The 13,831-nt window shown below is 41.8% G+C and carries 14 protein-coding genes; 5 read left to right on the top strand and 9 right to left on the bottom strand.

The genetic code is table 11. From position 1 onward, the window contains the following. Nucleotides 1-49: 49 nt before the first annotated feature. From Q0R52_RS18955 to Q0R52_RS18940, 4 genes are read right to left on the bottom strand one after another with little or no spacing between them, the layout of a single operon-like run. The gene (locus Q0R52_RS18955; protein WP_295797050.1) at nucleotides 50-520 is read right to left on the bottom strand and encodes an OsmC family protein; all 471 of its coding nucleotides are present in this window, start codon (nucleotides 518-520) and stop codon (nucleotides 50-52) included. A gap of 59 nt (nucleotides 521-579) precedes the next feature. Beyond that, a complete protein-coding gene (locus tag Q0R52_RS18950) occupies nucleotides 580-1,350 on the bottom strand; it encodes an AraC family transcriptional regulator (RefSeq protein ID WP_295797049.1) in 771 nt (256 codons plus the stop codon). A 7-nt stretch (nucleotides 1,351-1,357) separates the two neighbouring features. Next, nucleotides 1,358-3,844, bottom strand: a complete 2,487-nt coding sequence (gene priA, locus Q0R52_RS18945; RefSeq protein WP_295797047.1) for a primosomal protein N' — start codon at nucleotides 3,842-3,844, stop codon at nucleotides 1,358-1,360. A gap of 5 nt (nucleotides 3,845-3,849) precedes the next feature. Next, nucleotides 3,850-4,236: a DUF423 domain-containing protein gene (locus tag Q0R52_RS18940; RefSeq protein ID WP_295797046.1), complete on the bottom strand. Its 387-nt coding sequence runs from the start codon at nucleotides 4,234-4,236 to the stop codon at nucleotides 3,850-3,852. Nucleotides 4,237-4,451: 215 nt separating this feature from the next. On the opposite strand from Q0R52_RS18940, the gene Q0R52_RS18935 reads away from it, so the two are divergent. Then, nucleotides 4,452-6,044, top strand: coding sequence for a hypothetical protein (locus Q0R52_RS18935; RefSeq protein WP_295797045.1), 1,593 nt, complete (start codon nucleotides 4,452-4,454; stop codon nucleotides 6,042-6,044). Between the two features lie 127 nt (nucleotides 6,045-6,171). After that, nucleotides 6,172-7,599 (top strand): DUF5723 family protein, encoded by a 1,428-nt coding sequence (locus tag Q0R52_RS18930; RefSeq protein ID WP_252789445.1) that lies wholly within the window; start codon nucleotides 6,172-6,174, stop codon nucleotides 7,597-7,599. Between the two features lie 160 nt (nucleotides 7,600-7,759). On the opposite strand, the gene tsaB is transcribed toward Q0R52_RS18930, so the two are convergent. From tsaB to rpmH, 4 genes are all read right to left on the bottom strand, one after another. Continuing rightward, nucleotides 7,760-8,446: a tRNA (adenosine(37)-N6)-threonylcarbamoyltransferase complex dimerization subunit type 1 TsaB gene (gene tsaB, locus Q0R52_RS18925; RefSeq protein ID WP_252789443.1), complete on the bottom strand. Its 687-nt coding sequence runs from the start codon at nucleotides 8,444-8,446 to the stop codon at nucleotides 7,760-7,762. Between the two features lie 89 nt (nucleotides 8,447-8,535). Further along, nucleotides 8,536-8,778, bottom strand: coding sequence for a membrane protein insertion efficiency factor YidD (gene yidD / locus Q0R52_RS18920; protein ID WP_295797043.1), 243 nt, complete (start codon nucleotides 8,776-8,778; stop codon nucleotides 8,536-8,538). Beyond that, a complete protein-coding gene (locus Q0R52_RS18915; RefSeq protein WP_252789440.1) occupies nucleotides 8,775-9,158 on the bottom strand; it encodes a ribonuclease P protein component in 384 nt (127 codons plus the stop codon). The genes yidD and Q0R52_RS18915 overlap by 4 nt, the downstream gene beginning before the upstream one ends. A gap of 73 nt (nucleotides 9,159-9,231) precedes the next feature. Beyond that, nucleotides 9,232-9,390: a 50S ribosomal protein L34 gene (rpmH, locus tag Q0R52_RS18910; protein WP_252789439.1), complete on the bottom strand. Its 159-nt coding sequence runs from the start codon at nucleotides 9,388-9,390 to the stop codon at nucleotides 9,232-9,234. Between the two features lie 220 nt (nucleotides 9,391-9,610). On the opposite strand from rpmH, the gene Q0R52_RS18905 reads away from it, so the two are divergent. Both Q0R52_RS18905 and Q0R52_RS18900 read left to right on the top strand, forming a co-directional pair. After that, the gene (locus Q0R52_RS18905) at nucleotides 9,611-10,489 is read left to right on the top strand and encodes a ChaN family lipoprotein (protein ID WP_295797041.1); all 879 of its coding nucleotides are present in this window, start codon (nucleotides 9,611-9,613) and stop codon (nucleotides 10,487-10,489) included. A gap of 131 nt (nucleotides 10,490-10,620) precedes the next feature. After that, nucleotides 10,621-11,709: a C39 family peptidase gene (locus Q0R52_RS18900; protein ID WP_295797039.1), complete on the top strand. Its 1,089-nt coding sequence runs from the start codon at nucleotides 10,621-10,623 to the stop codon at nucleotides 11,707-11,709. 75 nt (nucleotides 11,710-11,784) lie between these two features. On the opposite strand, the gene mscL is transcribed toward Q0R52_RS18900, so the two are convergent. After that, entirely contained in the window at nucleotides 11,785-12,201 is a 417-nt protein-coding gene (mscL, locus tag Q0R52_RS18895; RefSeq protein WP_295797037.1) for a large-conductance mechanosensitive channel protein MscL, read from the bottom strand. Between the two features lie 156 nt (nucleotides 12,202-12,357). On the opposite strand from mscL, the gene rpoN reads away from it, so the two are divergent. Beyond that, nucleotides 12,358-13,830: an RNA polymerase factor sigma-54 gene (gene rpoN / locus Q0R52_RS18890; protein ID WP_252789432.1), complete on the top strand. Its 1,473-nt coding sequence runs from the start codon at nucleotides 12,358-12,360 to the stop codon at nucleotides 13,828-13,830. Nucleotide 13,831: the final 1 nt, after the last annotated feature.

The following is a 13,831-nucleotide window of genomic DNA, read 5'->3' as shown; positions in this document are numbered from 1 at the left end:
TCGCGAAAACTAAGAAAATTATCGTGTTTCAACTAATCCTGTAAATCTTTTAATCCTTAAATCGTGTTATCGGACTATGCAGTATCGGGAAATTTACCGAGTTAGCAATAAAACACATCCTATTAGCTTCATGATGTAATTCATTAGCCTTTTCAATCATCGACTCATAGCTTACGGTAACTTTAGGATAGAGCGTCACCTCTTTAAAATACCCGCTGCCATCAGCGGCTTCAATCATTATACCTGTTGCCTGGTCGATGTATTCAACTACAATAACCCCGTTTACACTGCACAAATGCAGGTACCAGAGCATGTGGCACGATGAAACCGAGGCTAGTAGCAATTCTTCGGGGTTATACCTGGTTTTATCGCCGCGAAAAGATGGATCGGACGAGGCGGGAATTTCCGGTTTGCCTTCAACATTAATAATATGACTGCGTTGGTATTCACGGTAACCTGCTGTTCCTTTTCCTTCGTTGCCCGTCCACGTGATGGTGGCCTTATAATTATGTTCGCTCATAAATCAAATACTTTACACAAAGGTATCGTGCCGGAAAAAGAAAATCTTGTAAAAGAATGCTATTTAACCAAATGCGCCGGGGTTAAGGCATACATCTTTTTAAACTGTTTATGAAAATGACTGTGGTCGAAAAAGCCCGACTCAAGCGAAGTAGTAACCGGTTTAATTCCTTCGCGCAAAAGTTCGCGGCTGTGTTCCATCCTGCATTGCTGAATATAAGCGTTCACGGTAAGCCCGGTTGCTAATTTGAATACCCGCTGAAAATGAAAATGGCTGATATTACAAGCATCGGCTAACTGGGCAATCGTTAGCTTTTCATCGATATGCAGATGGATATAAAGTACGGCTGCTTCAACTCTGTCGTTTATCACCAGACTTCCGGTTTTATGCTCAAGGCCGGTCAGTAATTCATCGGCGATATTTTTAGTAACAACTAGATAATCCGCTTCAAACTCTACCATTTTGAGTTTTTCATATAATGCGCCTATGGAGTTATAAGCCTTATCGTTCACCGACTTACCAAAATATGTAAAACGATTGTCGTCTTCTTTTAAATTAAACAGCCGCACAGGCAAAAACATCACCCGGTAACTACAGTCCATATGATTTAGCACGCCGTTGTAGTGGGCAGTAAAAGCGTTTACAATAAAAACCTGCCCTGCCTTAACCACAACCGAGTCGTCCCGGAAAACATACTTCATGGCACCTGAATCAATAATAATTACCGTGTAGCTATCATGAAAATGCCACGGGTAAATATGGGAAGTAAGCACTCCTTCAAAAATTTCGGAATCAAATATCTTGCGATAGCTTACCTGTTCCTTTTTCATACCTGCATCAATACGGATCGACGTCTGGCTGAACGACGCTGCCCTTGCTTAGTTTGGTTGTTTGAAACTGGGTTATCACATCCCTGACAATAGTTTTTGCTTTGTTAATGGATACCGCATCCTTTTCAAACTTAAGCATAATGGTTTTTATGTAGTAGTTCCGTATCCGGCTCACCAGCGGCGATTCAGGCCCTATCACTCTATCATCGAACTGTTTGCGCAGTTCGTTGGCCAGGTAAATGGCCTGGTTATTTACAATCTCAGGGTCCTTATGCTTAATATCTAAGCTGATGATGCGGTAAAACGGCGGGTATTTAAAACTGCGGCGCTCTTCCATTTCGGTAAAATAAAGATCTTTATAATCGTTTTCAATTACTTGCTTTATCACGCGGTGGCTTGGGTCGTACGTTTGTATTACAACCTTGCCCTGTTTGCCGCGGCGGCCGGCACGGCCACTCACCTGTGCCAGCATCTGGTAGCTGCGTTCGTTTGCGCGATAGTCCGGGAATTTCAGCAAGCTATCGGCGTTGATGATACCGATTACTGTAACGTCCGAAAAATCCAATCCCTTGGCCACCATTTGTGTTCCCACGAGTATGTCAATCTTTTTTTCCTCCAGGTTATTCAATATGGTTTGTAGCGAGTTACGCGAGCGGGTGGTATCCAAATCCATACGCTGTATGCGCGCTTCAGGCAAAATCATCAGCAATTCGTCCTCCACTTTTTCGGTGCCAAAACCTTTGTATTCCAAATGAGTCGAACCACATGCCGGGCAAATATTAGGAGCATCGTCCTTGTAGCCGCAATAATGGCAATGCAGCTTGCCGCTGCTTTTATGGTAGGTAAGGCTAACATCACAGTTGATGCACTTAGGTGTATAGGCGCATATTTTACACATCAGCAACGGCGCATATCCGCGGCGGTTTTGAAACAGGATAACCTGCTCCTTTTTTTCGAGCGCGGCGTTAATGTCAGCCATTAACACGCTGGTAAAGTGCGATTGTATGGTCTTTTGTTTGGTTTCTACCGCTATACTTACCACCTCAATTTCGGGCAGCTTTACGCCGCCATATCTTTCGGTTAGTTCAACCAGGCCGTACTTTTTTATCCGGGCGTTATAATAACTTTCAAACGATGGCGTGGCGGACCCCAGCAACACCTTGCCTTTGTGCATATTGGCCAAAAAGATAGCCGCGTCGCGGGCATTGTAGCGCGGCGCCGGGTCAAATTGCTTGTACGACGTTTCGTGCTCTTCGTCAACAATTATCAGCCCCAAATCAACAAAAGGCAAAAACACCGCCGACCGTGCACCAAGCAGTACCTTGTATTCGCCATTGATAACCTTTTGCCAAACCTCCACCCGCTCGTTATCATTAAACCGGGAATGATAAATACCGATGCTGGCCCCAAAGTAAACCCGCAGTCGTTCAATAATGTGGGTAGTCAGTGCTATCTCCGGCAATAAATACAACACCTGGCGGCCCGAGTTTATCATTTCCTCAATCAGCCTGATGTATATCTGCGTTTTACCCGATGAGGTTACCCCATGCAGCAGCACCACATCCATCTGCTTAAATTGTTCTTTAACTTCAATAAAGGCAGTGTTTTGCTGTTCGCTCAACTCGAAGTTACTATAAACCTCGTTTTCTTCGAAAAACAGGCGGCTTACATTTTTCTCTTCTATAAAAAAAACTTCCTTCTCCTCCAGCGATTTAATACTGGCTGCTCCCGCCCCGCTTTCTTCAATCAGTTCGTTTTTTGTTATGCTTTTTTGATGACGGGCAAGTTTGATATAAGCCAGTAGCGCATCAGCCTGTTTGGGTGCGCGTTTCTCTAAAATGCCGAATAAGTCTCTCAAATTGTCCTGATTTTGATAAACCGGGTTCAAAGTGATAAAGCTCCGGGTACGCGGCTTGTATCGTTCGCTTACTTCTTCAGAAATATGGATAATGTTTTTCTCAAACAACGATTTCAATATCGGCATCACTGTTTTTTGGCCCAGCAGTTTTGCGATATCGCTTACAGTTAATTCGGGCTGTATATCAAGCGCCTCCACAATCAGATACTCTTTATCATGCAGCTCGGTGCGGTCGACTTCAAACTCCTTGTTCAGTACAATTTTTGTTTCGCTGGCCAGTTTTAATGCCGACGGCAGGGCTGCGTTCATCACTTCGCCCAGCGTGCACATATAATAATCCGACATCCAGTACCAAAACTTCAACTGTTCAGCAGTTACAACCGGACGATCGTCTAATATTTCTATAACATACTTCGCCTGGTATTTTTCGGGCGCCAGTTTGCCTATTGACGCTATTATTGCTGTATAAAGCTTGCTTTTGCCGAATTGAACCACTGCCCTTTTGCCCACGGCAACGGCATCGTTCATTTCGTAAGGCACACGGTAGGTATAGTTTTTTGCGATAGCCAAAGGCAAAATCACCTCAACAAAAAGTGTTTCACGGTCGGTAAACTGGGCTTCGGCAAACTCTAACATCTAAACTATTTGTTTTTTGTTGCTGCAACTGCCATTGTAATCCATCCGCCAATAAAAAGCACGCCGCCAATCGGGGTCACCGGGCCAATAACGTTCAGCCATTCCCAGCCAATTAACTCGCGGGCAGCAAGGAGATATAAAGAGCCTGAAAACAATATTATACCCACCGAAAACAGATAGTAACAATCTTTTATTAAACGGGTTTGGTACCTGCTAAGCCCGGCCAGGCCCAGCAAAGCAAATACATGGTAAAATTGGTATTGCACAGCTGTATCCCACACATGCAAATCCTGTGGCTTTAATTTTCCCTGCAAAGCGTGAGCGCCAAATGCTCCGGCTATTACAGCAATGGCCCCAAATATTGAGGCCGTAATAAATATTTTCTTCTTCATGCCTTATTAAACAGCTAAGTTAATCAGAATGGATGGAAAAAGTTGTAATGGCTGTTAGAAGTTGTAGTTGTTGTAAAGGTTGCCGTTGTTATAGTTTTAACGTTTTCAACTATTACAACATTTACAACCCTTCCAACTTAACCCAATGTTTAAACGTTTATAACTACTGCAACCTTTGCCAACTGTTAATACATACATTTGCACAGCAAGGCGCAATGAAAAAGCAAATAATTATTACCCTAATTTTATTGGCGGCTACTGCGTATGTAACGGTTGTTTATTTTAAAAATTTAAACCCGCCTGGCAGTCGCACCAGCCAGGTTATGCATTTGATTCCCGATGATGCATCGTTGATTTTTGAATTTAATAACGAGAAGGGGTTCTATGATATTTTCAAGGGCAGTAAGTTATTTGCAGCAATAATAGGGGAGCAAAAACTGGGGCAATTGGATACTTTAAGACAAGTCCTGCTCCAAAACACCACCTTAAGCCCGTATTTCACAGCACAAAACATATTTGTCTCCCTGCATCTTTCAAAAACCGACGGGATTGATTTGTTACTCACGATGGCTCCGTCAGTTAAGTTTGAGACTTCGGTATTTGACGAACTGTCCAAACAACCACACAACGGGCTATTGATAACGCCAATCCGTGCCGCCGGAAGGTCGGGCTATAATATCTATATAAGCGCCCTTAAAAAACGTTTTTATATCATTAATAAAGGCGATAATATTTTTTCCGGCAGCTTTTCGAAAGATTTGATTGACCAAAGCGCCTCGCATAAAAACAAAGCGGGTGCACAAACTTTTGTTTTATTAGCCGAGCAGCAAAGGAATAATTCGTTAGCCAACCTGTATGTAAATTACAACCAGTTCCCTGCGTTGTTTGAGCAGCTTTTTAAAAACCGAAACACCGACATTTTTAAAAATTTCAAACAATTACCTGCGCTAGCCGCTTTAAGCTTAAACTACCGCAGCGATGCCATTATGTTTAATGGATCAACAAAAGTTCAAAACAATGGCCCGTCGAGTTATTTAAACCTGTTTACAAACCAACAGCCTGTAGTTAATCATTTAAACGAGATCTTTCCTTCTACAACTGCCTACAGTACTGATTTTTCGGTATCAAACCCAATATTATTTGGCGCCACACTTTACGACTGGCAAACCAAAACAGGCCTTGCAGCCGAAAGGGATAAGCTTTTCAACAAGATAAAAACTGAAACGGCTATCAGGATAAAAACCGATTTTGATAATTTGCTGGGTAACGAGTTTGCAATTGTTACAACCCGTTATTTCGAAAAGTTTGCAATTATATCAGTAAAAGATGGCTCGAAGTTGAAATTGGTTCTTACCGCTTTAAGCACCACGAATAACGAAACGACAGGCATGTTGAGTTACGAAAAATTACCATTTTTTTTATTGGGCGATGCCTTCAGCATTTTCAAAAGACCGTATTTTATGGTGATTGATAACTACCTGGTGCTGGCAAACAGTAATGTTGAACTGCAAAGCTTTTCGGATATATACATCAACCGAAAATTTTTAAGTAAAAACGGACAGTACAACGAGTTTAATAACTTACTGGCCGCCCAAAGTAACGTTGCATTTTTCATGCATTTTAAAAACGCGGAACCAATTTTTGAGCGTGACATGAATACAAGTTTTTACGAAGATTTTAAATCGCTAAGCCCCGGCTGGAAAGACTTTTATGCGGCCTCGTTTCAGTTCACAACGGTTGACAAAAATTTCAATACTAATTTTTGTATGCGGCTAAGTACTGATACTGTTAATAATAAGTTAAAATAGACATTGTTTAATACAACAATACATTTTCATTTCCGTTAAAAAGGCTTAATTATTAATATTATTTTTAATAGTGAGTTCGGAAGTTTATCTTTAAAACGTATATAAAAGCCACGGCATCGCGAGCTATATGAAGAAAATTTTATTTATTTTTTTGCTGCTATCGTTCTCAGTTAAAATCTTTGGTCAACAGTTTTCCCAGTACAATACCGGCAGCCTGTACGACTCGTTTGAAAACCCGTCGCAAAAAGCCTTCATTACGGACTCAAGCAAACAGTTTGCATCAAACTTCCTACTGCCAACTTTCAACGCCAACTTTTTTATAACCGGCGATGCCCAGGCAACGCTAAAAAGCCGTGCCTTTGCTAACAAATACAACAATTCGTCATTACTGATTGGCCAGGGCAAATTCAACCACATGGATGTGCACGTTAATGCATACCTGTTAATGTTTAAGATGTTCTCGAGCCTCAACGGCGACGTAGAGCTCGGTTTTGCAGCCCAAACCAAAGCTGAAGGCGCTGGTGTATTCACCGATGAATCCATGGCGATACTAAATGGCCCAGGCAGTTTCAAAGCCAACAACTATTCTGATATTTTTAATGATAGCTATTATTTTCAATCATATCACCAGGTTAGCTTCACTTATAAGGAAAGAATTAACAAACATTTTACTTTGGGCGCAAAACTCAGCGTGTTAATGGGTATACAATACGAAGAGCTGCACATTAATCATTCACAAATTGTGCTTGACAAGCCCAACGATTCGGCTATTTTAGGCTTAAGTGGAGTGTATTATTCCAGCTATATCCCAGGGCACCTGGTACCGCGCGATTACCTTCCTACGTTTAGAAACCCGGGCGCTTCAATTTCGTTAGGCGCAACCTACCGGACGGAAGATGGCTTTATCATACAGGGTAATATCAAAGATTTTGGTTATATCCATTGGAGTGGCCGCTCTCATATTTATGCTTTCGACGACATTTCGACTATAAATGGCCTTTCATCGAATAAACGTGAGGGGAATATATACGATGAGGTTGAGCGAATTACTCACGGCGGTGTCTCACAAACATCATTTACCACCCCAATTGATGGCCGGGCCGAACTTAGTGTTAACCAGAAGTTTTGGATTGACGATAATAAGACTTTTAGGTATATGCCAACGCTTATAGCATCTAAACAGTTATTTTACCCTGGTTTTATCGGTGCCCTGGTTAACCCGGTTCAGTATAAAAACTACACCGTTACTGTAACAACTACCTATAACGATCTGAAATTATTTGGTATCGGCGGGCAGTTTATGTATCAAACACCCAATTTTGATTTCTACATTGGTAGTGACAGGGGCCGGCAAACCGCCAGTGTGATTAAGGGTGCATTAAGCAAATCTTCAAGCCAGAGTAACCTTTCATTTTCGGGAGCCGATTTCTTCCTTGGCTTTGCGCTCAAGATAGGCCCGGTTATTGAGCACCCAATGAATGCCAGTTCCATCCCAACCGGCGAAAAAGGTTTTTTAGGCAGGCTGTGGGGAAGAATATTTAAGACAAACGATTAGTTTTGATTTTGGATGTCGGATTTTCGATTTCGGATTTATTAAATTCGGATTGCGAAATGCCAATTTCGGAATGAAAAAGACAAATTAAATGCGAAACCCTCTTGAGCAGCCGTTGAAAACAAACAAACGCGAAAAATCGAAAGTCCCAAATCCGAAATTCCTACAAAGCTTTTTTACCTGCAATAAAATCTTTAAGATAATAAGGTTCAAAATAAGCGACATCCTCAAAATTACCGTTGTTAAACTTTTCGGCAGCTTTTTTGGTAAGGTGAGTAGCTGAGTTTAAAAAATCGGGCAGGTATAAAGCGTTAGGGTGTGCCTTTAAAACATTGAAACATTTCTCAGCACCATCGCCAAAAAACAACACTTTGTTATTCTGCAAAATATCAGCGAAACTGTTTTCATCAACAATTTCAGCTGCAGTTGGCTTTATGATTTCGCCATTGATGTTAAAAATAGCGGTGTAGACCTCCATGCGGCGGGCGTCAATCATGGGGCATAGCAGCAGGTCGGTCTGGTTGCTATATACATCCAGCCCGGCAACACCCTCAGCCATAGCGGATAAAGTTTCAACAGCAATAAGTGGCTTATCCAACGCGAAACATAAGCCTTTTGCCGTTGATATACCTATACGTAAGCCTGTGTACGAGCCTGGCCCACAGCTTACGGCAATAGCGTCCAGATTGTTATATGAAAAACCTGCGCCGGTAATAATTTCTTCAACAAACCGTGTTATTACCTCAGCGTGTAAATTACGGCCGTTAACCTGCTTAAAGCCCAAAACATTACCATCCTTTGCTAAAGCAACGGAGCATGAGGCGGTGGCAGTTTCTATTTGTAGTATCATTTTGTAGTCGAAATTCTTAAGTCCTAAGTCTCGCGTCAAAAACAGCCTTACAAATTAAAGACTTAAGACTCAAGACTTCGGACTCTTCATCAAGGTACAGGGTCGTGCCCGTGCCCACCCCAGGGATTGCAACTGGCAATACGTTTCAAAGTTAACCATCCGCCCTTAAACGGACCATGCTTTTTTATGGCCTCAACGCCATATTGCGAACAAGTTGGCGTATATCTGCAGGATGCCCCGGTTAGCGGCGAAATAAAATATTGGTATATTTTTATAAGGACGACGAATATTGACCCAACTATAAGTTTCAATATATTGCTTACGGCCTTCATTTAGTAATTTCGGCACAAAGCTGGGTTAAAAGCTTCAACATCTTTTTTTCAGCAAAATCATATTCAGCAATATCCTTGCCTATAAATCCAACAGATAGTACGATATTTTTACTGGCACTGTTAAGTGCATCATACAAATGCTGTTGTTTATTTAACCTGTAGGCTTCGCGCATACGCCGTTTTATTAAGTTACGGTCGTGAGCGTGCTTGTAGCGCCTCTTTGATACCGAAAATAAAATCTGCGCAGGAAATTGCATGGGCTCGTCAATAAGCAGCCACGATGCTTTGAAAGGATAACATAAAAAAGAAGAACCGTTATGAAAAAGCTTGTCAATAAGCCCTTTATTACATAACCGTTCTTCTTTTTTAAAAGTATACATTGTTGCTGATAACTGAACCGAAATTTAAGTACATAACCGGCCAGGAGCCCCCTATCCGGGCTAAGCAACCGGATTATGACTTATGGCTGCCCTCGTCAGAAACAGATAATCTTTTTCTGCCTTTAGCTCTTCTTGCAGCTAAAATCCTTCTGCCGTTAGCAGTTGACATGCGCTCACGGAACCCGTGTTTATTTCTTCTTTTCCTTTGTGAGGGCTGAAACGTTCTTTTCATGGCTATTTATTCTATTCGTCGTTTTTTAAAACAAGAGCGCAAATGTAGTTATTTTTTGTAGTTTTTCAAATATTGTTTTGCTTTTTAGTTTTGGTGACATTGAATTGGGTTCAATAGGTTGATTAAGTTGTTATCGTTTGATATATTGCATGACAATAAAGGTGGGAAAGATTTAATCTTAATCAACATAATCCAACTTAGTCAACTCAATCAGCTAAAAATGAAACTATCACTATCCATTATCCTCTTTCTCCTCCCCCTTTACATTCTCGCCCAGGATTCACTATCAACCCACTACAAAATTTACAGCGCTTCAAAACAAAAAATTGTTACGCTCGATGAAATTGCAGCTGATATGACCAAAGCAGATGTCTTGTTTTTTGGCGAAGAACATAATGACTCCACCGGACATTACCTCGAGCAGGCCATGTTCAAAAAACTGGCTGATAAATATCCGGGCACGGTGGCCTTATCGATGGAAATGTTTGAAACCGATTGCCAAATACCCTTGAACGAATATCTTGCAGGTTTTATACGTGAGAAGAACTTTATTACCGAAGCCCGGGCCTGGAAAAATTATAAAGACTACAGGCCAATGATAGAATTGGCAAAAGCCAACCACATACCTGTTACAGCCGCCAACGCCCCCGCACGCTATGTTAACATGACCAATCGGCTTGGCCTTACCAGCTTGCAGCAGCTTGACGCAACCGGGAAAGCCTTTTTACCGCCATTACCTATTGATACTGCTACCGGAATCTACTACGACAAATTTGTTGAGGTGATGGGTGGACACGAAGCTGTAAACAAATCAAAAGTATTCCAGGCGCAAAACCTTTGGGACGCCACTATGGGCTACAATATTGCAAAGACTTATAAGGCACATCATGGATTCAAAATATTCCAGGTAAATGGCGGTTTTCACAGCGAAGAAAAGCTGGGCACTGCCGCGCAGTTAAAAAAGTATGCACCAAACATCCGCATATTAAACATTGCCGCCTACGCCGATGACAACTTCGCCAACCCCGATTGGAGCAAGTTTACCGCCAAAGGCGACTATATTATATTGACAGACCCTAAATTGCCCAAGACGTTTTAAAGATTGCGCGCTTTTGCCCTGTTTTTATATCAACGGGCTCCGCGTCTGCTTTGAGTCCGGGTTAAATAATACAGCATGATTTTTCATTTCAAACTAAATTATTAGTAGATTTGGTTTATAAACCTTTCTGTATGAAGAACATCGCTTATTTATTTGCGTTGGTTTTTGGGTTGCTTTTAAACTCCTCGTGTAAAAAAGATTCGAAAAACACCGGGGAATCGCCCACACATTTACCCGTAAATCACAGCTTAGAGAAAGGATTGGTAAGCTTTTCCATAAATGGCGAGTTGGTACCATCAGTAATAGACACACTTACAAATACTATTACGACAACACTGCCCGATGGCGCAGATATACATAAGCTTACTGCAACGTTTACACTAGCCGCCAATGTTAATGCAACGGTAAACAGTACAGCGGTTGCTGGCAGCGCCGTAATTGATCTTACCAGTCAACCGGTGCTTACGGTTAGTTCGCCCGATAACGTGCGCCACACATCGTTTACCATAGTGCTACAAACAGAACTTCAATACTTTGGGGTTGGCGGAATAATGCAGGGCGGCACCAGCCTAAATAAAAGCTATGATTTTTATTACGACCAGTTTGACGGCAGCACATTCCAGGCAATAAATTGTGGGCCAACCGTTACTACAATGGCCTTAAAATGGGCTGACTCAACATTCAACAAAAAACCAGTTGACGCCCGGGATGAAATTTTATCATCGGGAGGCTGGTGGTATACCAATCATGTGCAGCAGTACCTAACCGAACATGGCATAAATAATGCAGTTGATACATTGAGCGATGTTGCAGCCCTTGTGAAACAAGCTATTGATAATGGCGACGCACTGATACTATGCCTGGACATGTTTTCGGTACCCTTTAATAATTTTGACTACCAGCATACACAAAAATTTTATCAGACCGATGCGGCGGGCTGGGGCCATTTTTTGTTTGTTAAAGGCTATAAACAAACCAGCTACCATTTTTACCTGGAGATATATGACCCGTATTCGGGCGGAAATAGCTATACATCAATTGCCGGCAGCCAATTGAAAGGGCGCGACAGGTATTATATAAGCGACGACATTAAAACTGCAACAAATGTCTGGTGGCCCTACGCCATTATTGTAGCGCCGGAAGGAAAGTCAATCCGGTTTTCAACCCGTTTAAAGGTCGACGGGTTACACAAAACTATACCGGTAGCAGGTGGACGGTAGTTAAAAAAAAACAGTCCTGTCAAACTGAAGCATTCATTTTGACAGGACCATGCAGACGTACGTTCGCTAAATGGATTACTTTTTGCCTGCAGCAAGTAAATCGCGTATTTCAGTAAGTAAAACTTCTTCTTTGGTTGGCCCCGGGTCCGGTGCGTCAGCAGGTGCTTCTTCGGGCTTTTTCAATGAATTAATGGCCTTTACCACCATAAAAATACAAAAAGCGATAATAAGGAATTCGATAAAGGTATTGATGAAATTGCCGTAATTAATTGATACATCCGCAATCTTTTTTGCCGGATCACCAGGTTTAATTATCACCTTTAAGTTTTTGAAATCGATACCACCGGTGAGAAATCCAATTGGCGGCATTATTATATCGTTAACTAACGAAGTAACAATTTTGCCGAAAGCCGCGCCAATAATAACGCCGACTGCCAGGTCGACAACGTTGCCACGCATGGCAAATTCTTTAAATTCTTTGATTATAGCCATATGCCCTGATTTTTGGTTGACCTAAAGTAACAAATAAATTTGCTTGCCGTACAAACAAAATATTTTTTTTGGCATTTAACACCAATGTCAATCGCCATTTATCTTAATTATTTTTTAGTTAAAGTAATTGGTGTATTTTTGACCCCAGTCTAATTTATGTTAAAACAGAATCTTCAACAAAAGCTTTTACAAAAACTCTCGCCACAGCAGATACAATTTATAAAATTGCTGCAGGTGCCTACCGTATCATTAGATACCCGTATAAAAGAGGAATTGGAGGAGAACCCGGCCCTTGAAGATTTAAGCCTTACTAACTTAAACGAACCTGAAGAAGCTTATCCAGACCGCGACCCGGAAGAAGATACTTATAATGGTGACGAAGAGAAAGGCGAGCCTGATGAGTTCAATATTGACGACTACCTGCAGGAAGATAACGTAAACGAATATGGGTCGCGTTATGACCAGAATGGCGACGACGAGGATGAGCGCAAAGAGATCCCTATTGCAGTACAAAGTTCATTTTTTGAAAGCTTGCAGCAGCAGCTTGATTTACTTCCTCTTTCGGATAAAGACTTCAGGATAGGTAAACAGATCATAGGCAGTCTCGACGATGACGGGTATCTGCGCCGTCCGATAACTTCACTTACTGACGACCTTGCATTTTCGCAAAATGTTTTTGCCGAAGATGAAGAGGTTGAAGATATGCTGAAGGTAATACAAACTTTTGACCCTGCCGGCGTTGGCGCCCGCAGCCTGCAGGAATGCCTGATAATACAACTAAGAAAAAAAGAAGGCGACCCCATCGTAAAAAAAGCAATGATGGTAGTTGAACATTACCTGGACGAGTTTACCCGCAAACATTACGATAAGCTTGAAAAATCGCTAAACATGACATCTGCTGAATTAAAGGCAGTTGTTAATGAAATTCTGAAACTTAACCCAAAACCCGGCGACTCGAACGAGGTAAATACCAAGCAAATGCAGGTGATACCTGATTTCCATATCTCAAACAACGACGGGATACTGATACTGACGCTCAATTCAAAAAACGCTCCCGAACTTAGGGTGAGCCGCTCGTACCAGGAGATGTTTGAGCATTACGACAAAGCATCGCAGCGGGATAAGAAGTTAAAAGAGGCCGTTCAGTTTGTAAAACAAAAGCTCGATTCGGCAAAATGGTTTATCGATGCTATTAAGCAGCGCCAGCAAACGCTGTTAAAAACCATGAATGCTATAATGCAATATCAATACGAGTTCTTCCTAACCGGCGACGACAAGAACCTGAAACCGATGATATTGAAGGACATTGCCGATCGTATTAATATGGATATTTCGACGGTTTCACGTGTTGCCAATTCAAAATATGTGCAAACTGAGTTCGGGACGTTCCTGCTGAAGTCCTTTTTCTCCGAGGCTATACAGACTGAAAGTGGTGAGGAAGTATCAAATAAAGAAGTTAAGAAGATACTTGAAGAACATATAGGTAAAGAAGATAAACGCCATCCCCTGGCCGATGAAAAACTTACCGAAATACTTAAAGATGCCGGCTACAACATTGCCCGCCGTACCGTAGCCAAATACCGTGAGCAGATGAATATACCTGTTGCAAGGTTGAGAAAGGAACTGTAGT

Source organism: Mucilaginibacter sp. (assembly GCF_025359345.1).
GTDB lineage: Bacteria > Bacteroidota > Bacteroidia > Sphingobacteriales > Sphingobacteriaceae > Mucilaginibacter.
Note: the sequence above shows the minus strand (reverse complement) of the source record. Positions and strands in the feature narration are given on the sequence as shown.

Coding starts and splice junctions, on each gene's coding strand:
- priA (WP_295797047.1), bottom strand. CDS start 3,844: ATGTTAGAGTTTGCCGAAGCCCAGTTTACCGACCGTGAAACACTTTTT.
- yidD (WP_295797043.1), bottom strand. CDS start 8,778: ATGAAGGCCGTAAGCAATATATTGAAACTTATAGTTGGGTCAATATTC.
- Q0R52_RS18935 (WP_295797045.1), top strand. CDS start 4,452: ATGAAAAAGCAAATAATTATTACCCTAATTTTATTGGCGGCTACTGCG.
- Q0R52_RS18955 (WP_295797050.1), bottom strand. CDS start 520: ATGAGCGAACATAATTATAAGGCCACCATCACGTGGACGGGCAACGAA.
- mscL (WP_295797037.1), bottom strand. CDS start 12,201: ATGGCTATAATCAAAGAATTTAAAGAATTTGCCATGCGTGGCAACGTT.
- Q0R52_RS18930 (WP_252789445.1), top strand. CDS start 6,172: ATGAAGAAAATTTTATTTATTTTTTTGCTGCTATCGTTCTCAGTTAAA.
- Q0R52_RS18900 (WP_295797039.1), top strand. CDS start 10,621: ATGAAGAACATCGCTTATTTATTTGCGTTGGTTTTTGGGTTGCTTTTA.
- Q0R52_RS18950 (WP_295797049.1), bottom strand. CDS start 1,350: ATGAAAAAGGAACAGGTAAGCTATCGCAAGATATTTGATTCCGAAATT.
- tsaB (WP_252789443.1), bottom strand. CDS start 8,446: ATGATACTACAAATAGAAACTGCCACCGCCTCATGCTCCGTTGCTTTA.
- Q0R52_RS18905 (WP_295797041.1), top strand. CDS start 9,611: ATGAAACTATCACTATCCATTATCCTCTTTCTCCTCCCCCTTTACATT.
- Q0R52_RS18915 (WP_252789440.1), bottom strand. CDS start 9,158: ATGTATACTTTTAAAAAAGAAGAACGGTTATGTAATAAAGGGCTTATT.
- rpmH (WP_252789439.1), bottom strand. CDS start 9,390: ATGAAAAGAACGTTTCAGCCCTCACAAAGGAAAAGAAGAAATAAACAC.
- rpoN (WP_252789432.1), top strand. CDS start 12,358: ATGTTAAAACAGAATCTTCAACAAAAGCTTTTACAAAAACTCTCGCCA.
- Q0R52_RS18940 (WP_295797046.1), bottom strand. CDS start 4,236: ATGAAGAAGAAAATATTTATTACGGCCTCAATATTTGGGGCCATTGCT.